At 38.4% G+C, this 25,526-nt stretch carries 23 protein-coding genes and 1 pseudogene; 8 read left to right on the forward strand and 16 right to left on the reverse strand.

Annotated elements, in window-relative coordinates; translation table 11 throughout:
• Nucleotides 1-6: 6 nt before the first annotated feature.
• From TH67_RS01670 to TH67_RS01700, 6 genes and pseudogenes are all read right to left on the reverse strand, one after another.
• Entirely contained in the window at nucleotides 7-1,044 is a 1,038-nt protein-coding gene (locus TH67_RS01670; protein ID WP_072594066.1) for a GDP-L-fucose synthase family protein, read from the reverse strand.
• Nucleotides 1,045-1,047: 3 nt separating this feature from the next.
• The gene (gmd, locus tag TH67_RS01675; RefSeq protein WP_072594067.1) at nucleotides 1,048-2,190 is read right to left on the reverse strand and encodes a GDP-mannose 4,6-dehydratase; all 1,143 of its coding nucleotides are present in this window, start codon (nucleotides 2,188-2,190) and stop codon (nucleotides 1,048-1,050) included.
• Nucleotides 2,191-2,193: 3 nt separating this feature from the next.
• Nucleotides 2,194-3,563 (reverse strand): annotated as a pseudogene (locus TH67_RS01680) (mannose-1-phosphate guanylyltransferase/mannose-6-phosphate isomerase).
• A 111-nt stretch (nucleotides 3,564-3,674) separates the two neighbouring features.
• Complete coding sequence (locus tag TH67_RS01685; protein WP_072594068.1) at nucleotides 3,675-4,562, reverse strand: DNA-binding protein; 888 nt, start codon at nucleotides 4,560-4,562, stop codon at nucleotides 3,675-3,677.
• A gap of 66 nt (nucleotides 4,563-4,628) precedes the next feature.
• Nucleotides 4,629-6,902, reverse strand: coding sequence for a 5-methyltetrahydropteroyltriglutamate--homocysteine S-methyltransferase (metE, locus tag TH67_RS01690; RefSeq protein WP_072594069.1), 2,274 nt, complete (start codon nucleotides 6,900-6,902; stop codon nucleotides 4,629-4,631).
• A gap of 536 nt (nucleotides 6,903-7,438) precedes the next feature.
• Nucleotides 7,439-8,935 carry a C69 family dipeptidase gene (locus TH67_RS01700; protein WP_054195944.1) on the reverse strand — a complete coding sequence of 499 codons (1,497 nt, stop codon included), beginning with the start codon at nucleotides 8,933-8,935 and terminating at the stop codon, nucleotides 7,439-7,441.
• Between the two features lie 202 nt (nucleotides 8,936-9,137).
• Here TH67_RS01700 and rpmI point away from each other — a divergent pair, with 202 nt between their 5' ends.
• Nucleotides 9,138-9,329, forward strand: a complete 192-nt coding sequence (rpmI, locus tag TH67_RS01705; protein ID WP_072594071.1) for a 50S ribosomal protein L35 — start codon at nucleotides 9,138-9,140, stop codon at nucleotides 9,327-9,329.
• A gap of 100 nt (nucleotides 9,330-9,429) precedes the next feature.
• The gene (gene rplT, locus TH67_RS01710; protein WP_054195942.1) at nucleotides 9,430-9,786 is read left to right on the forward strand and encodes a 50S ribosomal protein L20; all 357 of its coding nucleotides are present in this window, start codon (nucleotides 9,430-9,432) and stop codon (nucleotides 9,784-9,786) included.
• A 237-nt stretch (nucleotides 9,787-10,023) separates the two neighbouring features.
• On the opposite strand, the gene dapF is transcribed toward rplT, so the two are convergent.
• Nucleotides 10,024-10,767, reverse strand: coding sequence for a diaminopimelate epimerase (gene dapF, locus TH67_RS01715; RefSeq protein WP_072594072.1), 744 nt, complete (start codon nucleotides 10,765-10,767; stop codon nucleotides 10,024-10,026).
• Between the two features lie 48 nt (nucleotides 10,768-10,815).
• The gene (gene coaE / locus TH67_RS01720; RefSeq protein ID WP_072594073.1) at nucleotides 10,816-11,412 is read right to left on the reverse strand and encodes a dephospho-CoA kinase; all 597 of its coding nucleotides are present in this window, start codon (nucleotides 11,410-11,412) and stop codon (nucleotides 10,816-10,818) included.
• 80 nt (nucleotides 11,413-11,492) lie between these two features.
• Here coaE and purM point away from each other — a divergent pair, with 80 nt between their 5' ends.
• The 3 genes from purM to TH67_RS01735 are packed head-to-tail and all read left to right on the forward strand — an operon-like array spanning nucleotide 11,493 to nucleotide 13,157.
• Entirely contained in the window at nucleotides 11,493-12,476 is a 984-nt protein-coding gene (gene purM / locus TH67_RS01725) for a phosphoribosylformylglycinamidine cyclo-ligase (RefSeq protein ID WP_072594074.1), read from the forward strand.
• Nucleotides 12,476-12,733 carry a hypothetical protein gene (locus TH67_RS01730; RefSeq protein ID WP_072594075.1) on the forward strand — a complete coding sequence of 86 codons (258 nt, stop codon included), beginning with the start codon at nucleotides 12,476-12,478 and terminating at the stop codon, nucleotides 12,731-12,733. The genes purM and TH67_RS01730 overlap by 1 nt, the downstream gene beginning before the upstream one ends.
• A gap of 1 nt (nucleotide 12,734) precedes the next feature.
• Nucleotides 12,735-13,157: an RDD family protein gene (locus TH67_RS01735; protein WP_072594076.1), complete on the forward strand. Its 423-nt coding sequence runs from the start codon at nucleotides 12,735-12,737 to the stop codon at nucleotides 13,155-13,157.
• 4 nt (nucleotides 13,158-13,161) lie between these two features.
• On the opposite strand, the gene TH67_RS01740 is transcribed toward TH67_RS01735, so the two are convergent.
• From TH67_RS01740 to TH67_RS01770, 7 genes are all read right to left on the reverse strand, one after another.
• Nucleotides 13,162-13,896: a hydroxymethylpyrimidine/phosphomethylpyrimidine kinase gene (locus tag TH67_RS01740; RefSeq protein WP_072594077.1), complete on the reverse strand. Its 735-nt coding sequence runs from the start codon at nucleotides 13,894-13,896 to the stop codon at nucleotides 13,162-13,164.
• A gap of 93 nt (nucleotides 13,897-13,989) precedes the next feature.
• Entirely contained in the window at nucleotides 13,990-14,559 is a 570-nt protein-coding gene (locus TH67_RS01745) for a hypothetical protein (protein ID WP_072594078.1), read from the reverse strand.
• A 90-nt stretch (nucleotides 14,560-14,649) separates the two neighbouring features.
• Complete coding sequence (locus TH67_RS01750; RefSeq protein ID WP_021090255.1) at nucleotides 14,650-15,330, reverse strand: response regulator transcription factor; 681 nt, start codon at nucleotides 15,328-15,330, stop codon at nucleotides 14,650-14,652.
• 1 nt (nucleotide 15,331) lies between these two features.
• Complete coding sequence (locus tag TH67_RS01755; RefSeq protein ID WP_072594079.1) at nucleotides 15,332-16,981, reverse strand: sensor histidine kinase; 1,650 nt, start codon at nucleotides 16,979-16,981, stop codon at nucleotides 15,332-15,334.
• A 45-nt stretch (nucleotides 16,982-17,026) separates the two neighbouring features.
• On the reverse strand, nucleotides 17,027-17,647 hold the full coding sequence (gene dsbI, locus TH67_RS01760) for a protein-disulfide oxidoreductase DsbI (protein WP_072594080.1): 621 nt from the start codon (nucleotides 17,645-17,647) through the stop codon (nucleotides 17,027-17,029).
• An 8-nt stretch (nucleotides 17,648-17,655) separates the two neighbouring features.
• Nucleotides 17,656-18,312 carry a thiol:disulfide interchange protein DsbA/DsbL gene (locus TH67_RS01765; protein ID WP_072594081.1) on the reverse strand — a complete coding sequence of 219 codons (657 nt, stop codon included), beginning with the start codon at nucleotides 18,310-18,312 and terminating at the stop codon, nucleotides 17,656-17,658.
• 115 nt (nucleotides 18,313-18,427) lie between these two features.
• Complete coding sequence (locus TH67_RS01770; protein ID WP_072594082.1) at nucleotides 18,428-19,174, reverse strand: carboxymuconolactone decarboxylase family protein; 747 nt, start codon at nucleotides 19,172-19,174, stop codon at nucleotides 18,428-18,430.
• A gap of 276 nt (nucleotides 19,175-19,450) precedes the next feature.
• On the opposite strand from TH67_RS01770, the gene TH67_RS01775 reads away from it, so the two are divergent.
• The 3 genes from TH67_RS01775 to TH67_RS01780 all read left to right on the forward strand — a co-directional run bounded on the left by TH67_RS01775 (nucleotide 19,451) and on the right by TH67_RS01780 (nucleotide 22,519).
• The gene (locus TH67_RS01775) at nucleotides 19,451-21,286 is read left to right on the forward strand and encodes an aryl-sulfate sulfotransferase (RefSeq protein ID WP_072594083.1); all 1,836 of its coding nucleotides are present in this window, start codon (nucleotides 19,451-19,453) and stop codon (nucleotides 21,284-21,286) included.
• A gap of 210 nt (nucleotides 21,287-21,496) precedes the next feature.
• Nucleotides 21,497-21,634, forward strand: a complete 138-nt coding sequence (locus tag TH67_RS10760; RefSeq protein WP_307781426.1) for a hypothetical protein — start codon at nucleotides 21,497-21,499, stop codon at nucleotides 21,632-21,634.
• An 18-nt stretch (nucleotides 21,635-21,652) separates the two neighbouring features.
• Nucleotides 21,653-22,519, forward strand: coding sequence for an ABC transporter substrate-binding protein (locus tag TH67_RS01780; protein WP_374057341.1), 867 nt, complete (start codon nucleotides 21,653-21,655; stop codon nucleotides 22,517-22,519).
• Nucleotides 22,520-22,751: 232 nt separating this feature from the next.
• Here TH67_RS01780 and TH67_RS10265 read toward each other — a convergent pair.
• Nucleotides 22,752-25,526: hypothetical protein (locus TH67_RS10265; RefSeq protein ID WP_072594084.1), on the reverse strand; the 2,775-nt coding region annotated here is incomplete at its 5' end.

The raw sequence follows: 25,526 nt of genomic DNA on the forward strand, positions 1-25,526 counted from the left end.
TATTTTTTAATACCACTTATAAAGCATCTTTATTCCATCTTCAAGCTCTACTTTATGTTTCCAACCAAGAGAGTGGAGCTTAGAGGGGTCCGTTAGTTTTAACATCGTGCCATCAGGTTTGCTATCATTAAAGCACAGCTCTCCTTTAAAGCCAACTATATTTTTAACCAAATTTGCTAGCTCTTTTATAGATATATCTTTGCCAGTACCTATATTTATATGCGTATTTCTTATCTCTTTGCTATTTTTGTCATAAGTATCTTTAAAGTCTCTATTTTCCAGTAAAAATATGCAAGCATCGGCCATATCTTCTGAATATAGAAACTCTCGCCTAGGTTTTCCTGTGCCCCAAATTTCTACTCTATCTTTTGAAATACCAAATTTACCAAGATAAGCCATAGCATCATTTATATCTTTTGCTTTTAGATCTTTTACCACTGCGTCAAATTTTTCTTCGCTTAAAAGCTTTGCTAGGTGTATCTTTCTTATAAGTGCTGGCAATACATGCGAAGTTTCTAGATCAAAGTTGTCGTTTGGACCATATAAATTTGTAGGCATAACAGATATAAAATTTGTGCCGTACTGTAAATTATAGCTCTCACACATCTTCATGCCGGCTATTTTAGCGATCGCATATGGCTCATTTGTGTATTCAAGTGGAGATGTCAAAAGTACCTCCTCCCTCATTGGTTGCGGAGCATTTTTAGGATATATACAAGTACTTCCCAGAAATAGTAGTTTTTTTACCTTATGCACATAGCTTTGATGGATCACATTATTTTGAATTTGCAAATTTTCATAGATAAAATCAGCTCTATACGTGCTATTAGCCACTATTCCGCCGACCTTTGCAGCAGCTAGCACCACATACTCAGGCTTTTCTTTTTCAAAAAACTCATAAACTGCTTTTTGATCCATTAGATCAAGCTCACTATGAGTTCTTGTGATTATATTTTCATAGCCTTTTGATTTTAAATTTTTCACTATAGCAGAGCCTACCAGACCCTTGTGCCCTGCTACATAAATTTTGCTATTTTTATCCATTTTTTACTCAAAATAGCTCATTATCTCATATCCGCCATCTTTTAGATAGACATCTTTTGTCATGAGCTTTAAGTCCGATTTCATCATATCATTTACTAGGTCTTGAAGGTTAAATTCTCTCTTCCAGCCTAGTTTTTTCTCTGCTTTACTAGGATCCCCAAGCAGCAAATCAACCTCTGTTGGTCTAAAATATCTTGGATCCACACAAACCACAGTTTGTCCGATATTTAAATGGGACAAATTTAAATTTAACTCTTTTACTTTTTCAAAATTTAGTGAGTCCACGACTCCTACCTCATCTACGCCAGCCCCTTCAAATCTCAAATTTATGCCAGCATAAGCAAATGCAAATTTTACAAAATCTCTAACCGCTGTTGTTTGTCCAGTTGCTATAACCCAGTCTTCTGGCTCTGGAGCTTGCAGTATCATCCACATCATCTTCACATAGTCTTTTGCATGGCCCCAGTCTCTTTTGGCGTCTAAATTTCCAAGATAAAGCTTGTCTTGAAGCCCAAGCGCTATCTTACTAGCTGCCCTTGTGATCTTTCTAGTTACAAATGTCTCACCTCTAACTGGTGATTCGTGATTAAACAATATGCCATTACAAGCAAAAATACCATAAGCCTCTCTATAATTAACCGTTATCCAGTATGCATACATCTTTGCGACTGCATAAGGGCTTCTGGGATAAAATGGCGTCGTTTCGCTTTGCGGCGTCTCTTGCACTTTTCCGTAAAGCTCAGATGTAGAGGCTTGATAAATTTTAGTCTTTTTCTCAAGTCCTAATATCCTTATAGCTTCAAGCAATCTAAGGGTGCCTGTGCCATCAGCATTTGCGACATATTCTGGCGTCTCAAAGCTAACATGCACGTGACTCATGGCAGCTAGGTTGTAAATTTCATCTGGCTGTACTTCTTGGATGATCCTTGTTAAGTTCATAGAGTCCGTCATATCACCATAATGCAAGAAAAAATTTCTATTATCAACGTGTGGATCTTGATAGAGATGATCTATTCTGTTTGTATTAAAAAGGCTCGTTCGCCTTTTTACACCATGGACTATATAGCCTTTTTTTAGTAAAAATTCTGCCAGATACGATCCATCTTGACCAGTTATACCAGTTATTAATGCTACTTTTTTATCCATAAATCACCTTTTAAAATCATCATCTAGGCGAATTATATCATCTTCACCTGTATATTCGCCGACCTGAGCTTCTATTAAAACCACAGGAATTTTTCCTTCATTAGATAGTCTATGAACTTCACCCATTTTTATATAGATAGACTCATTAGGACAAACGAGTCTAGTTGTCTCACCGATCGTCACAGTAGCACTTCCTGATAGCACTATCCAATGCTCATTTCTATGAAAATGCTTTTGCAAAGATAGTCTTTTGCCAGGTTTTACCTCTATTATCTTTATCTTATAACCATCTTGATTTTCAAGGACAGTGTAATTTCCCCAGGGCCTATTTGTCGTAACATGGGCATTGCAAAGCCCAGAGCTCTCCTCTTTTAAAATTTCCACCACATTTTTTACTTTTTGGCTAGAAGATTTTTTAGATATTAAAAGAGCATCTTTTGTATCAACAACAGTTAGATCATCGACATCTATCAAGGCTATTTTTTTCCACTAGATAGGACTAGATTATTGTGAGAATTTATCTGCACCAGATCGCTATTTATTGTGTTTCCATTGATATCTTTTTGTAGCTGCTCATCCAAACTATCAAAACTTCCAAGATCACTCCAAGATGCATCTAGAGCTACCATTTTTACGATATCTGACTTTTCCATTACAGCATAATCTATGCTATTTTGTGGGATATTTTGCATATCAGTAGTGTCTATTTTAATATCAAATTTGTCTTTTTTTGCGTTGTCAAAAGCTACTTTGCATGCTTCAAGTATCTCAGGAGCAAAAATTTTCATCTGATCCAAGAAAACGCCTGCCTTAAAGACAAACATACCTGAATTCCAGTAGAAATTTTGATCTTTTAGAAATTTCACCGCTCTTTCATAGTCTGGCTTTTCATAAAAAGCCTTTACATCACCATTATAGCCCTCTATATATCCAAATCCCGTCTCAGGTGACCTTGGTTTTATACCAAAAGTAACTAAGAAATTTTGCTCTGCTAGCTCCTTTGCAGCTTTTACGCTTGTGTGGTATGCTTTAATCTCTTTTATCAAATGATCTGAAGGGGTTACTAAAACAATCTCATTTGGATCAAGTGCAAGGCAAGCTAATGTGATCGCTGGTGCAGTATTTCTACCAACTGGCTCGAGAAGATATTTAAAATTTGTGATATTTAAATTTTCTATCTGATCCATCGCCAAGTAGTAGTGATCTATATTTGTAATCACAAATGTATTGTCACAAATTTCGCTATTTCGTAGTGCAGTTAGCTGAAAAAGTGACCTATCGTCAAATAATTTAATAAATTGTTTTGGCATCAAAGTCCTGCTAATAGGCCACAACCTCGTACCAGAACCACCACATAATAATATATTTGTCATAAATTTTATCTACTTTAAAATGAGCTTAAAAATCTTATATAATTAAAGCCAAAAAAGACTAAGAACTTACTAAAACCATATAAAATATAAGTTTTGATAGCTTTTAAACTATCAAAACACCTCCCTCATCTTATGCGTTAGCTCTAGGCTCGCTTCTATCTCAGCTTTTTTTGCCATTACGCTCTCTATATTGACACCGACATTTATGCCAAGCTTTTTAGCAAATTCATAAAGCTCTGCAAAATTTTCAAGGCAAATTTGTGATGCCGTGGCTAAAAAATCATCACTCTGAAGCATCCTTTTTTCGCTCTTTTCATCAACACTTATGCCAAGCCACTTGATAAAATCTAGTGTTTTTGGCGTGCCACAAGTGGTAAATGTCAAAATAATAGGCAAATTTAACCCACTTTTTGCCACGCTTGTTAGTAAATTTTTAGCCAAATTTATATCAAAAACCGCCTGTGAGATGAAAAATTTTGCCCCCATTTTGGCCTTTTGGCTCATCCTTTGCTCTTCATCACCTTTTTTTGCGTGCCTCTCAGCTATACAAACACCGCCCACTACAAGCTCTTTAAACTCGTCTCTAGCGATCTCATAAGCACGCTCTAAGCTCATTTTAGGTTCTACTTTGCCAGAAGCAACACCGACAAAGACATTTATATCGCTACTACTTTTGGCTAAATTTGCTCTAAATTCGCTCTCATTATATTTGTTCGCAACTCTATAAAATATGCTTGGTGTTTTTAAATTTAGATATTTTGAATAGTAAATTTCAGGGCTTAATGTATCACTAAATTCAAAGGTTCGCTCGCTTTTTATGCGGCTACTTTCATCTTGGATCTCGTAAAGCACCAAGCCATCAGCCTGCACATCCGTGATCCTCTTGTCCCACTTTGCGGCGATCTCTTTAAGCTTTGCCTCGTCAAATTCAGCCTTTGCCGGCGTTAGGCCATAAAGCACTATGCCACTTTCATTATTTATGATCTTATCTTTTAACATTTTCTAACTTTTTTTGAAATTTCAACGGAGTTTAGCGCCTAGGCTTGCTAGACGCTAAAATTTGAATTATAGACCTCTTACGATCTTGACAGCTTCTACCATGTTTTTAAGGCTTGGCTCGACTTCTTCCCATTTTCTAGTTTTTAGGCCACAATCTGGGTTGATCCAGAGTTGCTCTTTTGGCAAGACTTCAAGCAGAGCTTTAATCTGAGCGACGATCTCCTCGACACTTGGCACACGCGGGCTGTGGATGTCGTAAACGCCAGGTCCGACCTCTTGTTTGTAGCCAACGGCTTTGAAAATTTTAAGTAGCTCGTTACCACTTCTTGCAGTCTCGATACTGATAACATCAGCGTCCATTGCCTCAATGGTCTTAATAATATCGTTAAATTCAGAGTAGCACATATGCGTATGGATCTGTGTTTTTGCTTCAGCCGAGCTTACTGAAAGTTTGAAACAATCAACCGCAAATTTCTCATAAGCTGGTATATTTTCAGCTCTTAGCGGATAGCCCTCTTTAAATGCTGCCTCATCGACTTGGATCACTCTGATGCCTGCATCTTGAAGGTCTGCGATCTCGTCATAGATACAAAGTGCAAGTTGTTTTGCTACCTCGCTTCTTGGCAGATCGTCACGCACAAAGCTCCAGTTTAGCATCGTTACAGGACCTGTTAGCATGCCTTTCATTACGTGTTTTGTGATGCTTTGAGCGTATTTCATCCACTTAACAGTCATCGGCTCTGGGCGGCTTACGTCACCAAAGAGAAGTGGTGGCTTGACGCAGCGGCTGCCGTAGCTTTGTACCCAGCCATTTTGGCTAAATGCATATCCGCTGATCTGCTCGCCAAAGTACTCGACCATGTCGTTTCTCTCTGGCTCGCCGTGTACTAGCACGTCTAGGCCGATATCTTCTTGGAATTTCACGCAGTGATCGATATATTTTTTGATGCCTGCTTCATAAGCGGCCGCGTCGATCTCGCCTTTTTTGAAATTTTGGCGAAGTACGCGAAGATCAACCGTTTGAGGGAAGCTACCTATCGTTGTTGTTGGCAAGATGCCGTATTTTAGTGTTTCGCGCTGAATTTTTATGCGATCTTCAAATTTCTCATCACGCTCAAATTTGCTTAAATTTTTGATGCGGTTTTGAACGCTATAAGAGTGGATGAGCTTTGAAGTAGCACGAGTTTTAACAGCATTTTTGTTCTCTTCGTAAATTTTTGTTTCGCTCTCATCAAGCTTCTCTCCGTTTGCTAGTTTTGTGATGATCTTGATCTCGTCAAGCTTCTCAACCGCAAAGCTTAGCCAGCTTTTGATCTCTGGGTTTAAATTCTCTTCATATTTTAGAGTGTATGGCACGTGAAGAAGCGAGCATGAAGTGCCGATGTAAAGGTCTTTTCCGCCTATTTTTTCTGAAATTTCACCTACAAGTTTTACTTTTTCATCGATGTTGCTCTTCCAGATATTTCTGCCGTCGATCACGCCAGCAAATAGCGTCAAATGGCTGTTTTTGATAGTCTCAAGTGCTTCGAAATTTCTCTTACCGTGGATGAAGTCAAGTGCGATGCCGTAAATTTTAGTTTTAGCCACTTCGCTAACTGCTTTAATCGCATGCTCAAAATATGTCGCAAATACGATCTTAACGTTGCTAGCTACGCTTGTTAGCTCGTTATAGACCTTTGTGATAAGTGGCAAAAGATCGCTTTCGTTTTTGTCTGTTACAAAGATCGGCTCGTCAAACTGCACTAAAATTTCATCATCAAGCTTAGAAATTTGCTCAAGTAACTTTTTGTACTCGCTTACAAGCGCGTCAAGATGCTTAAATGGGCAGCTGCCGTCAGTCGTCTTTGAAAGGGCCAAAAATGTGATAGGGCCGATCAAATTTACCTTGCCTTTTACGCCGTTAGCCTTCGCCTCTTTGTATTCATTTAAAATTTTGTCTGCTTTTAGGCTAAATTTACTCTCGCTGCTAAGCTCTGGCACGATGTAGTGGTAGTTTGTGTTAAACCACTTTGTCATCTCCATCGCAACGCCATTTTTATTGCCTCTTGAGCAAGCAAAATACTGCTCCAAGCCGCTTAAATTTGCAAATCTTGGAGGCGTAGCGCCAAAAGCGATGATGTTATCAAGCATTAGGTCATAAAATGAAAAATCATTAACGCTAATAGCCGAAATGCCAGCGTCTTGTTGATATTTCCAGTGTCTTTGGCGAAGCGTCTTTGCAGTCTCTTGCAAATTATCTTCGCTAAAGCCCTCTTTACCAGCCCAAAAGCCCTCTAATGCGCGCTTTAACTCTCTTTTTTCACCGATTCTTGGAAAACCTAAAACATAACTTTTTATCATTTCTATCCTTTTTAAATTTCTATTTTAAATTAAATCTGTGCAAAACACAGCAACCTTGAATATTTTTATGCAGGTACAAGGGGGCTAGAATTACGAAACCGTCCCCTTATCTCTGCGACCCAAACCCCCAGCATGTTCAATGTTGTTGTGCTACGCACAAGTCTGGGTCACCCAAAACACGGCGGATGACACCCGCTTCTTCTTAAACTAAAGTAAAATTTATAAAAAGCTCTACTAAAAAGATCCTTGCCAAATTTTAAACACTGCTTAGCTTTGCTATTAAAAATGCAGTTACAATGCAGCGGACCTGCTAGCAAAAATGGATTTATTTCAATGTGAAAAAATGTAAAATCATTTAAAAATTTGCGTGTTTTTTGAAAATCGCTGATATGTTTTTTGCCGAGATTAATGAGCTTTATGCATGGGACAAGGCATCAGCGTTTTTCCTTTGTAGTGAATTTTTGTCGCATTATAAACGCTCTTTGCCAAATTTTTGTTTAAAGTTTGGGCGCTACTAAATTTCGCGCCCAGAATGTTTAGTCTTTTTTGCCTTTATTTAGGGATTTTAGCTTAGCATCCATATCAGCTGTAAGCATAGTAAAGACCTTATTTGTAAGCTCCTGAGTTAGATCCTTAGCCTCTTGCATTGTCTTTTGGCTAAATTCATTTAAGAGTTTGTCCGCTTTTTTCTTATCTTTTTTATAAAGTTTGACGTACTCATCTTCAAATTTAGCCTGTTTTACCGCCAACTCTTTTTCAAATTTAGCGTATGCCTCTTTTACCACTGGCGAATACTTCTCATAGTCAGTCATCACAAGGGTTTGAAGCTTTCTATAAACCCAGTATATCGAAGTGTCATCAGCGTCGTATGAGCCGTCTGAGTAGCCTTTTATAAAGCCATCAAGCCCCTCGTAATACGGCAAATAAACGCTAAGATCAGCCATGCCAAGAGCTACGTAAGTCACACGGCCGATCTCTTTTGGTAGCCATGGGCGCACCTGCATGACGTGAGACTCGTATGTTCTAAAGACGCTTATGGCGCGGTAGACATTTTTCTTATCTTCGTCTTTGCTAGCGTAGTTATCAAACGCAGTGCCGTTGTAGTGGGCTCTCATTGCAGCTTTTAGATCTTCAACGCCTAATTTTTTCTCTGGTTTTAAAAATACTGGAAATTTCTGACCATCGGCGAAGTCTTGTTTTAGACTTGGGTTAAACATGCTTTGTACCCAGCAAACGCGTGGGTAGTTGTAAGTCACATCTCTTTCATCATCCCTTGTATAAGCCTTTGTGAAGTTAAATTCGCCATCTTTTGCAGGGTCATAAGTCTTGTTATCAATCGCAAATTTAATGACGTCTTTTGCGCCCATGAAATTTGGATCATTCTCTTTATAGGCGTGAAGTCTGCCTTGGTTTGCAGTGACGAAATACTCATCTGGAGCGATCTTTGTAGCGATCCACTTGTGACCTGTACCTGTTTCAAAGTACCAAAGCTCGTTTGCGTCAATAAATACTACGCCAAAGCCTTCTCCGGCGCCCTTTGTCTCAACTATCTCACCAAGAAGCTTAACGCCATCTTTTGCACTCTTCATACGTGGCAAAAGCACGTCTGGGATGTCATCTTCGGTGATACCGGTCTCTTCATTATATGGATCGATCTTTAAAAGCTCATCTTTTGCGTATATGGTCTCGGTGCCACTTAGTCCAACGCCAGCTTCATTGTAGCCGACAGCTCCGTGAAGTTTTGTGTGAGAATTTGCGATGGTTGTGTATCTCATGCCATCTTTTGGGAGCGGATATGTAAAGTCATTTGCGCCGTCATGCGCCTTTGAGCTGTGCATGCCAGTTTGATTTTTCGTAGCTGGATGTATCAAAAAGACTTGAGCTTTTATAGCCTTGCTATCTGCGCTCCTAGCGACCAGCATGGAGCCATCATTTGAAGCTTTATCTCCTACTAAAATGGTAGTGCATGCCAAGCTACTTGTGCCTAAAATCGCACTCATAGCAACGATTGATGCAAGAATTTTGCCTTTCATTATTTACTCCTTTAGTGAAATAAAATTTCTTTTTGTGATTATATGTAAATTTTAATAATTTAATTATAAATTTTAAAATTCTTTTAAGTTTAATGTAAATTTATTGCAAATTTTGTCTAAGTGAAATTTAAATTTTCTAAAGGTATTTTCGCTATAATCCAAAACTTACGCACTTGCGTATAAAATTTCAAAAAGGATTAGCATGCCAAAGATGAAAACCGTTCGCGGTGCTGCTAAGCGCTTTAAAGTAGGTAAAAATAAGATAAAAAGAGGCTCTGCTTTTAGAAGCCATATCTTAACAAAAAAACCTAGTAAGCGTATGAGAGATTTGCGTGGCCCAAAATACGTGGACAGCACAAATGTCCCAGCCGTTCGCAAAATGCTCGGCGTATAAGCAGCTGTAGATTTAAGTTTTTGACAAAAAAGTCATTCAAACTCCCCCAAATTTAGGGGCAAGACTCACTTTGTGAGCGCCAATTTGTAAAAGGATAAATATGGCAAGAGTAAAAACAGGCGTAGTTAGAAGAAGACGCCATAAGAAAGTTTTAAAGTTAGCACGTGGCTTTTTCAGTGCTAGACACAAACATTTTAGAAAAGCTAAAGAGCAACTAGAGAGAAGTTTAGTTTACGCATACCGCGACAGACGCCAGAAAAAACGTGATTTCAGACGTTTATGGATCGTTCGTATCAACGCAGCTTGCAGACTAAACGATATTAGCTATTCAAGATTTATCAACGGCTTAAACAAAGCTAAGATCGAACTTGATAGAAAAATTTTAGCTGATCTAGCTATGAATGACGCGAAGACATTTGCGGCACTTGCAAAACAAGCAAAAGATGCTTTGAAATAACACCTTTTCTCCGCTTCGGCGGAGATCTTCTTTTTTTTAAATTTCTATTCAAATTTTTATTAAAATTTATTTTTCGAGTTTTTAACTTAGTTATTTTGTATTCAAATTTCAAATTAAAGCCACTATAAAAATTTTACTTCATCAGCTAGGTGCAAATTTAATAATATAAATTTGAAAAATTTGCTTACCATTACTAGCCAAACTAACCAAGTGTAAGTATAAAACTTGCTCTAAAAACTAAATTTCAATACTCGTATCAAAGCAGTGTTTCACCGCTCCACTAAATAAAATTTTGCCGCTTTCTAGTCTAAGGCCAAGCTCCTCGCTACTTTTTGGATAGACTTTTAGGCATTGCGCTGCGTTTAAATTTAAAGTAGCGCCGTAAAAGCAAGCCGCCATGCCAGTGCCACAAGCTAGCGTCTCGTCCTCTACACCCCTTTCGTAGGTTCTAACCTTTAAAACTTCGCCCTCAAATTTGGCTAAATTTACATTTGCGTTGTACTTTTGACGAAGCGCCCTGCACTCTTTGACGTCAAATTCATCTAAATTTTGCGTGAAATTTACAAGATGAGGCACGCCAGTATCGTAAAAATACCAAGTTTTGCCGTTTTCATTTAGTGGCTCGCTTAAAATTTTTGGACTTGTTAGCACAACCTCGACGCACTCACCTTTCACATTTGCCATCACCTCGCCGCTACCAGTTAGCAAGGCAAATTCGCTCGATCTTACGAGGCCATTTAGATAGGCATATCTAGCAGCCGCGCGTGAGCCGTTGCCACACATAGCAGCATAGCTTCCGTCGCTGTTGTAAAACTCCCATTTCACGCCCTTTTCGTAAGGCAAAAGTACGATGAGCCCATCAGCTCCCACGCCGTTTGTTCGGCTACAAATTTGCCTTGCTAGCTCACTTCTATCTTTGCTCAAAAATGTATGAAATATGACAAAATCATTGCCACTAGCGTTGTACTTTGACACTTGCATTATTTTTCCTTTAAAATTGCTCTACTCTTTTGCTAAATTTATATAAACTCAGCCATAAATTTGCCTTAGAAATTTCTCTAGTTCTTGCTCTAAATTTTCTTTATCGCCACTATTATCTATTATAAAATTTGCCTTTTTTCGCTTTTGCTCGATATCCATCTGAAGCTCTACTCTAGCTTTTGCTTCATTTAAGCTTAGCCCATTTCGGTTCATTAGGCGGCTTAGCAAAAGCTCTTTTGGTGCGTAAATCACGGCAACATTTTTAAACTCAGCGTAGCGATCCTCTTTTTCAAAAAACAAAGGGATATCGACAAAATAAACCTGCTCCAAGCACTCAAGTTTCGTAGCGCGAGATAAAATTTCTTCCTTTATCTTTGGATGCAAAATTTGCTCTAAAATTTTTAATTTTTTTGGATCATTAAAAACAATGGCACCAAGTTTTTGACGATCGATCTTACCAGCTTCGTCTAAAATTTGCTCGCCAAAAAATTCCACTATCTCACATTTACAAATTTCAAGCTGTTCATGAGCGATCACGTCCGCATCAATCACGCTAAAGCCTCGTTCTTTTAGTAAATTTATAGCCGTGCTTTTACCGCTAGCGATCGAGCCTGTGATGACATAAGCGTTTGGAAATTTCTGCAAACTCGCTCCATTTTTGAAAATTGATGACAATTTTAGCAACTTTTGGCTAAAGTTTTAAAAAATTACAAAAAAGGGCAAAGATGATAAGCTATAAAGATGCTGGAGTGGATATAGATGCTGGAAATAGCTTTGTTGAGGCGATAAAGCCTTTCGTAAAATCTACACAGACACCAAACGTTATAGGTGGCATTGGGTCATTTTCAGGAGCGGTCAGACTACCAAGCGGATATAAAAATCCTGCCATTTTAGGTGCGACTGATGGCGTTGGCACGAAGCTTCGCCTAGCTATCGACGCTAAGAAATTTGACGGCGTGGGTGAGGATCTAGTCGCAATGTGCGTAAATGATCTCATCTGCAACTTCGCCACACCACTCTTTTTCCTCGACTACTACGCGACTGCAAAGCTTGAGATAGAGAGTGCCAAAGAGGTAGTAAAAAGCATCGCAAATGGCTGCAAAAAGGCACAATGTGCGCTTATCGGCGGTGAGACAGCCGAGATGCCATCGATGTATGAAAAAGGCGACTTCGATCTTGCTGGATTTGCCGTTGGTATCGCTGAGGCTGATGAGATCGACAGGAGCAAATTTGTAAAATCTGGTGACGTTTTAGTCGCACTTCCAAGCAGTGGTCTACACTCAAATGGCTTCTCTCTTGCAAGAAAAGTGGTAAGCGAGCTTGGACTAAAATTTGATGAAAAAGTAGGCGATAAAAAGCTCATCGACGTGCTTCTTGAGCCAACTAGAATTTACGTTAGCGACTTTTTAAGATTAAAAGATAAGATTACGGCAATGGCTCACATCACCGGTGGTGGCATAGTTGAAAACTTACCTCGCGTCTTTCCTGCTGAGCTTGGTGCAAAGGTGCAAAAAAGCGCTATAAAAACGCCTGAAATTTTTAAAATCATCGCTCAAAAAGTAGAAGAAAGCGAGATGATGAGAACCTTTAACATGGGCGTTGGCATGATATTGGTTGTGCCAAAAGAAAACGTAGATGCTGTCCTAGCTAATAGCGATGGCTACGTGATCGGTGAAGTAGTAAATGGCAAAGGCGTAGAGCTAATTTAATGCAAGAAAATAGCAAAAAATACTTGCTAAAGACCAAAAATAAGAGCTTTTTTGATCTTAACATTTATGAATATATAGGCTGTATTGGCGTGCTAGAAATTGATATCAAAAAACTTGATCTCTATAATCACTGGTGCAATGTCTCACGTGGCTCAACTATGCTTTGCGTCACGCATGATAGCGGCGAGAGTGACAACCTAGTCTATCTATATGACTGGGAGAAATTTAGCCATATCTACATAAATACAGGAAATTGAGTTGGCAAAGCAAAAGGCAAAAATCGCACCTATTTGGGCTAGAGTAAAGGCCTTTATCATCGATCTTTTTATCATCGGTATGCCGATATTTTATGCGACAACATATATTGTGCTTGATGGCAAAGAGGCATTTTTGCATAATCAAATTGCCATTTTTGGTGCAAATAGCCTGATCTCACTTATAATGTGCCTTTTTTTTAGCATAAAAGCACAAACTCCGGGCTACAAAGCACAAGAAATTTATCTAATAAACCTAAAAACCGGTAGAAAACTAAGCTTTTTTCACACCATCTTGCGCCAAATTTGCTTTGCCTTTGCTGGCTTTAGCATACTTGGACTTTGCCTTTGTTTCTTTAGAAAAGATAAACTAAATCTGCACGACATCATCACTCACTCAGCTGCCGTGCAAAGATCAGAGGGATAAATTTTTACTTAGCTCCATGCCAAAGTAGGCGATTTTTACCAAGTTTTGTATCTATGCTCTCTTTTATGATAGAGCAAATATACTCTTTTGAAAGTTGTATAGACTCCTCTAAGCTCTTGCCCTTTGCTAAAAAGCAAGCAAGTGCAGTTGAAAAGCTACAACCAGTCCCACTCATTACAAGCGGATTAACAAGTGGGGTTTTAAAATTTCTTAGCGAACCATCTTTTTTATAAAGTGTGTCTATACTACTATCTTCGCTGATATGTTTCTTTACGATAACATCACAAGGCAAATCTTTATATTCATCACCAAAAAGCACATTTGCCTCATCTAAATTTGGAGTAGTTACCGTAGCTAAGCTCATTAGCTCTTTTAGCTTTGCCACCGCACTATCTTTTATAAGCTTGTGTCCGCTTTTTGAGACGCAAACTGGATCAAGCACTACTTTGGTATTTTGAGTTAGTAAAAACTCACGCACTACTTCCATAATCTCTTCACTAAATAACATGCCTATCTTAATCGCATCAAAGCTAAATTCTTCTGCAAGCGTATTTAGCTGATCTTTGACAAAACTAGGTTCTAAGCAAACTACACTCTTTACAGCATCCGTAGTCTCAGCGACCAAAGAAGTTACCGCTGTTGTACTATAACAATTAAGCCTAGCACATGTTTTTATATCTGCTTGAAGCCCAGCTGTGCCACTATTACAAGAGCCTGCGATGATTAGAATTTTTTTCATCGTTTTCCTTTAAAATTTTTGGCTTATTATAGAGGATATTATATAAATTTGAGTTTTTTGAAAACAGAAGAAATTTGAGCAAAAAGCTCAAATTTATGAAAGTTTATTTAAGTCGTTATCGATATCTATATATATCGTAGTTGCGTTAAGATTTGTATGCTCAAAGCTAGTATCTACCTGCTTATCACTCTCTTTATGTTCATTCATTTTAGCTAAAAGATCATCTTCTCTTAATCCATGCTCATTTACTAAATTTGGATCTATTTCATTAAAACTAATATTTACGCTAGCCTCATCATTTGGCTCTTCTTGCTCTAAATTGGTTGCGCTAAGAATATCATCTACTTTTTCATTTATATGATCTAAAATCGATACATAATCATTGCCAAGAAGTGCTTTAAACAATGCGTCAGTATCTATGCTAGACTCACCAATATCATCACTTACTACGCTACTATCTAGCCAAAGAGTATCGTATCCGTTTATTGATATATCTTGTCCATCATTCGCAGTGATTGTAATGCTTGAGCTTTCACTCTCGCCCTTTATAGCCTCTCCGATATATACTTTATCATTTACGTCTAAAACTCTTACATGATCATTTTGGTCTATCGCTACAACATCAGATGAAACACTTTTAACTATACCAGCTACTGCTGCCATCTTTATTCCTTATTTTTATTTGTCCGTATTTTAGTATATTTAATTACTTTTGTATATTGTACTATGGTACAAGGTGGCGATAATTCCAAATCATTCAGATTTTGTGATTAAAATATATCCACTCTCGCTGATGTTTTTAAATTTCACGCCAAGCTCGCGTTTTAGGCGAAGTATCACATTTTGGATAGCCGCCTTGCTAACATCGCTTTCATAGACAAATTCTTCTATCATCTCATAAGTAACTAGCTTATTTAGGTTATAAGCAAAGAGCCAAAATATCTTATTTTGCAAAAAGCTAAGATAAATTTCAATGCCGTTTTTATAAATTTTCTCTCTTTTTAAATTTATACTCACCTCATCGCTTAAATAGACTAGCTTTTCATCTCGTTCAAAACTTAAACTAATAAGCATTGCTCTAAGATCCTTCATATCAATAGGCTTTTTTAAAAAAAGCATCGCCCCTTCCTCCATACTTTTTATCAAATTTTCATCGCTATCATAAGAGGTAAAGACGATAAATTTTTGGTGCGGTTTTGTACGCTTCATCTCATTCATCATCTCAAAGCCATTAAGTACTGGCATGTGAATATCGCTCATCACAATATCAAAGCCTTGCTTTTTAAATTTCTCTACGCCATCTTGTCCATTGCAAGCACCAATTACCTGTTCGCAATAAGGTTTAAGCCCGCTAATAATAAGCTCTCTTGCCATATCGTCATCTTCAACTACCAAGACGGACGTCTTTTTTAAAATTTCTAAGACTTCTTGCATTTTAGTCCTTTAAATTTATATCAAAACTTAGCTCAAACACCGTTGGCTTTGCGTTATTTACGAGTCTTACGTCGCCATTTAGCTTTTCTTGCGCTAGCTTTTTAGCAAAATAAAGTCCTATGCCATTTCCTTGCTTTTTGGTGGTATTTAGCCAAGTAAAAATTTTCTCACTCATTTGCTCGCTTACGCCATTTCCATTGTCATAAACTCCGATGTAGCACTTATCTTCAAAGCTTCTAAATTTTATCTCGATGATACGCTTTAGTGGCTCATCTTTGTAGCTTTCGACAAGTGAGTCTTTTGCGTTGTGTATTAGGATTAGCAAAATTTGTTGGATTATATTTTCTATCTGACGAACTTTTTGTTCATTAAAGCCGCTAAATTTTACACTAACATTTGCACGGCTTAGCTCTGTATGCATGAGAGTTATTAGATTTTTAATGCTTGTTTGTATCTCAAATTCGCTCACATTTTCAGCGCTTTTGTAAAAATTTCTAAAAATTTCAATAGTACTTGAAAGAAGTTTGACCGAGCTTTGTCCTTTTTCAAGTAAATTTATTAGCTCCTCGTCGCTTAATTTACCTTCTTTTTTTAACATTATACACGAGCTTAGCATTAGTTTTAGCGAATTTACAGGCTGAATGAATTGATGATTGATACCACTTATTAGCTCGCCGGCCTCACTCATTTTGGCTCTATGAGTTAGCAATGTTTCATACTCATCTTGTATCTTTTTTATCTTGTTATACATAAAATTATGAAGAATATTTGCTAAAAATGTGAGCGCAACGAAGGCAAAGAGCAAGCTTAGAGCATTCTTTAAAGCTTCTTTTGTTAAAGCTGAAATTTCCTCTTCATTATTTGTGCCAGCTCCTATGAACCAATTTATCGTTGGTATCTCAGCTACTTGGATTAAATTTTGTCCTATTTTTAAGCTTGTAATGTCTTCATCTTTTAAAAACAACTCTTTAAATTTCTCCTCGATCTCTTTTTTTAAAGCAAGATCAGGTATCGATGTTAAAATTTCACCGCTATGAGTCACCAAAAATGAGTAAGAATTTGGCGCAAGACTAAAATTTTTAATGCTATTAAAGATATTTTCTATACGCACGACGCCACAAAGTGCTGCTTTAAATTTCGCTTGTTTTGTGACTGGAACGCATAAATTTAGAGTTGAGCCTTTTAAAATTTTATGTTTTTGCATGAAATTTACGCTTGGGGTATTTGTATTTTTTGTTTCGACATACCAGATAAGCCCTGCTCTTTCGCTCTTTGGCATAACTTCTTCTAAAATTTTCTCTCCATCTACAAAAATTTCTCCATCATCCCTTAAAAGCTGCATTAGATCAAATTCTTTCGCGTTTTGCTTAAAGAGCTTTATAAAGCCAGCTATCTTTTCATCGTCATCTACGATGTCTGCATTTTGTATAAATTTTGACGCACGAATGAGTGAATTTATACGCTCATCAAGCCAAATTTGAAAGTTATTTACGATATTTTTGCTAACTGCTATGTTATTTTTATCAGATAGCTCTATGATTTTCTCTTTTGCATTGCTATAAATATTTAGCCCAAGAAGTATTACAAAAAGGCTAGCAAGCAAGATGATGGCGTAGATTTTAATATTTTGTGATTTTAAATTAATACCCATGCGTGCAGTATATCCTAAGTTAGCCCAAATTTGGGCTAACTAAATTCATTTTAAAAAGGATAAAAGCTTTGAAACGAGCATAAGCGCAAGCACTATAAAACAAATGCCAAATCCAAGTAGCGTACAATCAGCCATCGACATAAATTTAGACGACGGCACAAGATACCAGCCGTCCGCATAAAGATCAACTATGCTCTTTTGCAAATCGCTTAGCACCGCTCCGTCAGGCACCATAGGGCTGTCATATCCGCAGTCTCCCGTTGGCATAAACCAGTCAGGCGCCCACTTCTCAAGTGGCAAACCAAATGGATAATGTGGCTCAGTAGAGCAGCCCTGCACACCAAAAGGATCATCGCCATGCACCGCATCGTGGATTTTAGCTAGCTTTACGCTATACATTATGCCCTGCACCGCTCCCCAAAAAGCAAAGACATAGCCAATTAGAGCAAATAGTAAATTTTTAGGATTTATCATAGCGATCACGCCGCCAAGTGCCATACATAAAAATGCAAAACGTATATAGACGCACTGCTCGCAAGGTGGCATATAGGCGTAGTTTTGAAAGAGCGAGTGCGCGATAACGACAAGTGCAACGCTCACAAAGACTAAGATCGCCCAAGAGATGCGTGAGTCTTGAAATTTAGCCATTTTTTTAAAAAAGCTCATGTGATGCCTTATTTTTTAAGAAGCTCTTCGATGAGTGCCGCCATGCCATCAAGCGAGCTGATTGATTTTGTCATGATGAGGTATTTGCCATTTACGACAAATGCTGGCACACCTTGAATTTTAGCCACGTCATAGCTCTCATCCCACTTTTTAAGTAGCTCAGTCACTTTTGGATTAGCTAGCTCTTTTTCATAATCAGCCTTACTAACACCAGCTGCCTCAAGTCCGGTCTTTAAAAAGCCATCAGCGTCTTTGCCATCGCTCCAGCGCTCTTTTTTGTCGTGATAAGCCTTGTAGTAGGCAAATTTAGCCTTTTTAAATAGCGAATTTTCATCAAATAAGCCGACACCTTTTGCCTCGTCCATAACGATAAGCACGGCAAAAACCTTGCTCGCAACCTCACCATAATCGCCCTTTGTCTTTAGGTGAAATGGCTCGTATTTTAGTCCAGAGATTTTCTCAACTACCTTTGGAGTGACGCTCTTGTCGTACTTGTAACAAAATGGGCAAGCGTAGCTAAAAATTTTAACTAGCGTATTTTGTCCCACACTTAGGGGCTTTTCAAGCTTGACGTAGTCCTCACCCTCACTAAATGCACTAGCACTGATCGCACCAGCTACCGCAACGGCAAAGATAGCCTTACTAAATTTAGATAAAAAACTCATGATAATCTCCTTTAGATGATTTATTTTGAGTTATTCTACAACCAAGCTCAACCGCAAATTTAACGCTAGAATAAATTTTGGCTGAAATTTATAAGACATTGTATTGATTAAAAATTTAATTTTTACTAGAGCTTATCTCATTTATTGCTGATAATGCATTTAAAGCACTCGGATAGCCTATAAATGGTATAAGTGTCGTAACAACGCTTATTAGCTTAGCTCTATCGTTGCCGATGCCAAAATTTGCAGCAATGTGCCCTAAAAGCTGTGGTTTTGCAAAGCCAAGAGTCGTGATATAGACAAATGTCAAAAGTTCTCTAAGCTCTAAACTAAGCCCATCTCTTGCATAAAAATCGCCAAAGCAGTTTTGCGATAAAAACTCCATTATATGTTTTTGATCATTTGGCATTGATGCGATAAATTTATCAACCGCTGGGAAAAGTTTTCTTTGTATCTCAAGGCCTCGTTCGCCTCTGCCTTCTCTTGATTTTTTAGGCATATTTTCAGGCTCTATATAGCGCTCATTGAAAATTTCATCGGCTAAAAATATATAATCTTCTACCTTGCCAAGCCCAGCATAAGGCACTGCTTGATATAAAATTTCTCTTATCTCTTTTGCTGATATGCCTACGTTTAAAGCGGCCCTAACGAAGCTTTTAAATGAGCTTTTTGCGCCTTTACTCACGCAAAGAGAGGCGATGATAACCGAAAGCCTTGTTTTTTCATCAATATTTATCACTTCACTAATATCACCTAAAAAATTTAAATAATCCTCTAAAAAGCTAGCATTACTCTCTTCAAGCTCACTTTTTGAATCAAACCAATTTTCATAAATCTTCTTTGCATTGTAAGTTAGTGTCATAAGTTCTGCTCCATTGTTTGGGGCTGATTATAAGTACTAAAGCGTAAATGCTAGCTTAAGGTCCAAAAAGGCAAAATTTTTAATATAAATTTAGATTTTAAGCCATTATAAAGTTTATCGTGATTTTTATGTTATAAGGTTTTATTACAATTACGAAGGACGCAATATTTTTTATTACTCCTTTTACCTATTTTAAGCCTTGGGCATTCCAAGGCTTTTTCTAAATTTTATAAGCTTTATGAGTAGAGTTTATAAAATTTATCCAAAGGAGATGTTATGAAAAAGACTTTGAGTTGTGTTGCACTAGCTTCGGTGCTTTGCTCGAGCGCTTTTGCGATAGGCGGTCCAAGCGGGGCTAAACTAGACTACGCTATAACTGGACAAATAGGCGAAGTAGTGGTAAATCCATACGATACTGCCCCACTTACAGCAGTCATCAAAAATGGCGGCTATACACTAAGCAATGCAAAAGTAACCATCGTGCCAAAGCAAGGCGGTCAGGTGATAAGCTACAAAGTGGCTGATAAGCATCTTCGCACACATGGCGGCATCCCAGTTTTTGGCATGTATCCTGACTATCAAAATACCGTTGAGGTCGAGTACGACAAGAGCTACAAAGGTAAGACTGAGCATATAAAAGAGAGCTATAAAATTTACGCTCCAGCCATCTACCTAGAAAGCTCAGGCACGCCAAATCAAAAGGGTGCACTATTTGACAAGATCGAGGTTACTAAGCCTGCGAGTGCTAAATTTGCAAACCGCCTCTACTACGTAAATAACTTCGTAAATAAAACAGGCAAGGGCACAAAAGTCGTTTGGAACAACCCAGCTGGCGGTGCGATCGAGTGGAACTACAGCCCAAATAACTTCATCCTTGATACAAAAGGCGAGGTTAGATGGTACCTTGAGCCAAGCAAAATTTACGATCTAAAGCAGCCATTTCACGCTGGCGTAATGATGGGCTTTAAGCAAAATGACGACGGCGCTATGACTTGGGGATATGGCCAAAGATACGCAAAATACGACATCATGGGTAGAGAAATTTTTAACCGCGAACTACCAGCTAGCTACAACGACTTCTCTCACTCGATGGACGTAGCACAAAATGGACACTACTTCTTGCGCGTGGCAAATGCTGACTACAAAAGGGCTGACGGCAAAAACGTAAGAACAGTGCGCGACGTGATCGTTGAGCTTGACCGCGACGGCAACGTAGTTGATGACTTTAGGCTTTATGAAATTCTTGATCCTTATCGCGACATCGTGCTAAAAACGCTCGATCAAGGTGCAGTTTGCCTAAACATAGACGCTAAAAAAGCAGGTCACACAGCAAGCTCTGATGAGCTTCAGTCTATGGATACGCATGATAAATGGGGTGACATAGTTGGTGCTGGTCCTGGACGCAACTGGGCACACGTAAATAGCGTGGATTACGACCCAAGCGATGATAGTATCATCATCTCAAGCCGCCACCAAGACGCAGTTATCAAGATCGGCCGTGACAAACAAGTAAAATGGATCATGGGCGCTCACAAGGGCTGGAGCGATAAATTTAAAGATAAACTACTTCAACCAGTTGATAGCAAAGGCAACAAGATCGTCTGCGAAGATGAGTACTCAAAATGCCCAGGATACGAGAGCGACAAAGGTGGCTTTGACTGGCAATGGACGCAGCACACGGCATTTAGGATAGATAGCAAGTCTAAAAAAGGCGAAATTTATCTAAGTGTCTTTGACAACGGCGACACAAGGGGCATGGAGCAACCAGCCATCGCTGGCATGAAGTACTCTCGTGCGGTCGTTTATAAGATCGATGAGAACAAAAAGACCGTTGAGCAGATCTGGGAGTACGGCAAAGAGCGCGGTAAAGAGTGGTATAGCTCGGTTACTAGCCTTACGCAGTATCAAGATGACCTTGATAGCGTAATGGTCTATTCAGCTGTTGCTGGCATGCAGTTTGACATCGCAAAAGGTCGCCCAGTAGGACTTCCTAGCCCGCACATCGATGAGTTTGAGTGGGGCGCAAAAGAGCCTAGCATCGAGATAAAGATGACAAATGCTATGGGCTATCAGGCGTTTCCATTTAGCTTGCAAAAAGCTTTTGAGAAATAATCTCTCTTTTCTCCCCTTTTTGCCAAGTGCAAGAAGGGGAGTCCTTGCTATAAATTTAATCTATCAATAATAGATAAAAATCTACATTCGCTCATAAATTTTAAAGCTCTAAATTAGAAATTTATATTGTAAGGATATTGTTTATTAAGGCGATAACATATAGTATTAGCACCTATATATAAAAATATATATTTAACATAAGGAGAAAAAATGAAAAAATTTTTCATGGCTTTAATGGTGCTGCTTGCAGGCCTTTTGCTTAATGCAGCCGAGTTTAGAGATGTCAAAGACATCACTGGCGACGTCGTAAAAGTTCCCACAAAAGTAGAAAAAATCGCTACGCTTTAGTATGCGAACAATCAAATCATATTAATGCTAGGCGGCGTAGACAAGATAGTAGCGACCACCGATCTAATCAAAAACAACAAATGGTTTGCGCACGTTTATCCTAGGATTTCAAGCATCCCAAACGGCGTAAACGGCAAAGACTTACAGGTAGAAGAGCTAGTTAAACTAAGCCCAGACGTCGTTATAGCCGCCGATAAAAAGAACAAAGAAGAGCTAACCAAAAACGGTTTTACCGTGCTTTATCCGTCGTTTACGAATCATGCGGATATGAAAAAAAGCGTATCTATAATGGCTGAAGTCATAGGAGGCGACGCGCCGAAGATCGCGGAGAAATTTAACGAGTATTTTGACGGTAATCTTAAAAAAGCGCTAAGCAAAACGGATAAGATCGCTGCGCCAGATAGACCCAAAGTACTTCACATAGCAGACGGCAAGAATTTATTTAAAGTTGACGGCGCAAATACGATCATAGACGAGTGGATAAGAGTCGCAGGCGGCCAAAACGCGGTTCAAAAAGCAGGAAATATGCTTGAAATCAATGCCGAAGAGATACCTAACGCAGATCCAGACGTCATCATCGTAGGCAGAGCCAAAGCTCCAGAAATTTTGAAAAAAATATATGAAAACCCTATCTACGCAGACACTAACGCTGTAAAAAATAAAAGAGTTTACGTAAATCCTACCGGCGTTTTTAGCTGGGATAGATACAGCGCCGAGGGGGCTTTGCAAATTTTATGGGCGGCTAAGATATTACATCCTGAAATTTTTAAAGATATAGATATAGCAGCTGAGACAAAGAAATTTTATAAAGAATTTTTACACTACGAGCTAAGCAACGATGAAGTAAATTACATCTTAAATGGCTTAGACCCAACTGGAAAATAATTTATCCTTATGGCGGTAAATTTATCTACATTTACCGCCAAATTTTAATCCATTTTCAGCCTTTGTTCATTATTCAGACTTACTGATTTGATACATGCTAACTACTACTTAAATGACTAAAAATTTGTGGATTTGATGCTAGTTAAAAATATAAACAATTATAAAAATTTAATGACAAGAAAGAATACCCCAAAGGAATTTCCTTTGGGATTAAAGCGTTTTGGTTTAATTTTTAAAGATCAACGTGTACATCGTTTTTAACTTCGATTATAGTTGTACCATTGCTATAAAGAGTATAGCCTTCGTTTGAGCTTGGATGACCATTGTCCCAACCACCATCAGTAAGTTTTAGCCTATCACCTTTGTCACCATCTATTCTTAGTGTACTCTCATTACTATCACGTAGTATATCTTGAACATTGCTAGCTGTAAGAGTTAAGTTTGTGTTTTCTCCATTAGTCATATCTAGTCTTTCGATATTTCTTACATGACTAAAATCTATGCTATTGTCAGCAACTTTTAATGTATCATATCCGGCTCCGCCGTCGATAGTCGTATTAATCAGCGTTGCGCCTTTGTCTACTATGATAGTATCATTACCGGTTTCACTCATTACGCTATCACCATATATAGAAGAATTTTCAAATCTAGCTCCAGCTTTGATATGGATCGTGTCATCACCGGCATCGCCCTCTATACTAGCGTTATCAAATTTTCCAGAGTTAACGAAAATTTGATCACCTCCTACTCCACCGTGTATGCCGCCGTCTTTAAATTCTGCTCCGTTAACATTTATTATATCGTCGCCAGCATCTGCATATACATTAGCTTGATTAAATTTAGCTCCACTTTCTAGAGTTATAGTATCTACACCATTTCCAGCAGCTATATAAGAGAAGTCTTGGAATATAGTTCCCTCTTTTATAGTGATTGTGTCGTCGCCGTCGCCTGTTATTAACTCAGATAAACCTCTATTATTACTATTCATAAACTTGGTATTAGTAACCTCTACTACATCGTTATCCGCTCCAGTATTTAAAGAAGAGCTATCAAATACTATACGATCTTCATCGGTAGCACTCTTACCTTCGATCTTTATAATATCTTCTCCGGCACCAGCGTTTATAGAAGACTTTTCTAATTTTGCTCCAGAATTTATATTTATTTTGTCGATACCACTACCCATATCAACAATAGAATCTTTAAGTGTAGCATTACTTACTGTTAGTGTATCAACACCTTCACCCATATTTGCTGTAAATTTTGCTGTGGCTCCGTTATGTATATTTATCTCATCATCTCCACCATTGCCATCTATTGTTCCAGTCACGGTAAAATTTCCGGCAATGTCTATAACATCTTTATTATTGCTGCCAGCAATTTGTCTAACTTTCGCTTCACCATTTTGGTGAAAATTCATAACTTGCTTACCCAAAGAGTCACCAGACAAGATAGTTACGCCATCTATCACAGCGTCTCCAGTCACATTTAGGGTAGTTTTATCAGTTGTTTTACCGCTGTTATACGAAGAAGCACCTAGTTTTAAAAACGCACTGCTTACTTCGGCATTGCCACTTATGTTTACTTTATCATCAGCTCCAGCACCTGCACCAATGAAGCCACCTTGGACTTTGGCATTACCGTTGATATTTATAGTATCGTTATCTAGATCTCCAGTAACGTAGCCTTCTACTCTAGCGCCGTTTCTAACGTAAATTTTATCGTCGCCGTGTCCGCCTTCGATTTTTTCTGCCACGGTGGCATTATCTACGGTAATAGTGTCTACGCCTCTATCGCCGTGCACCGATTTTACTTTGGCTTTATTACTGATCGTTATCGTAGAGTCACCCGAGCTTACGTCGCCGACGCGAGATACGTCGGTATTTTCTCCGGTGACGGTTATGGTGTTTTTTCCAGTTTCATTATACATGTTGGCGGTTTTAGCATTTGCACCATAAACCCATCCGGCTACTTTAGAGCCACTCTCTACAGTGATAGTATTGCTACCTTGATCTCCAGAAATATTACCTTTTACGTTAGATTTGTTTTGTACAGAGATCGTATCATTGCCCTCGCCCCCTATGATAGCCTCTTTGATATCATTACCTTTATAATCTTTAGCAGCTCGTCCACTTACCGTAGAATTATTTACGGTTATATCATCATTTCCAGAACCACCAAAAATTTCTACTAATTCAGCCCCATTCTTAGCATCAACATTATCGTTTCCAACTCCACTATGTACAGATGTTATCTTTGTATTGTCTACTGTTATGTTGTTAGGAGTATCTGAACCAAATACTTTTAAATTTGAATCAGGGTCTACTATCTTAGCTACAGAGTTATCATCTGGATAGTCTGAAGATTTATTTGTACTAGTTACCGCTAGGTCTTTAGCATTATCTTGACCGATAGCAAGGTTGCCGTCTTTACTTACATACCAGCCTTCTTTATAATCAAATGCGCTAGGAGTAGTAGGATCATCAGGAGTTAGATAATCTCTACCATCAGTATGTCTATATAAATGATATCCATGAGGTATAGAAGAGTGGAATGAAGTTAATAATCCTGATGATATATCTTCTCCTGTATACGCCGACAATGGAATTTTTATACTTCCTGCTGGTAAAGCAGGTCCTGTTGCTTCAGCTCCAGCCCCAACAGCACTTCCTCCACTTACACCAAAGCTATTATCTCCACCTGCTGCTAGAGATAAAGCATCTATGCTTCCTACATTAGCATTTATGTTACTAATGTGGCCTCCTTCTGCAAAGCTAGTAGAAGATAAGCTTACGCCATCTCCACCATTACCACCTGCTTGTGGACCACCTGCAGCAGTTTCTTCTAGAGCATTAAGATCTGTTCCTTTTAAGATGGCTTGTTGTAAAGCTGAGATATCAGCTACTGTTTCGTTATTGTTAGAGTCTTGATCTAGAGTTAGAGTATCTTTACCTATTAAAGTTATATCTTTACCATCAGTTTGAGTTATTGTTACTTTAGAGTCAGC

The organism is Campylobacter concisus (genome assembly GCF_001891085.1).
In the GTDB taxonomy this organism is placed as follows: Bacteria; Campylobacterota; Campylobacteria; order Campylobacterales; family Campylobacteraceae; genus Campylobacter_A; species Campylobacter_A concisus_O.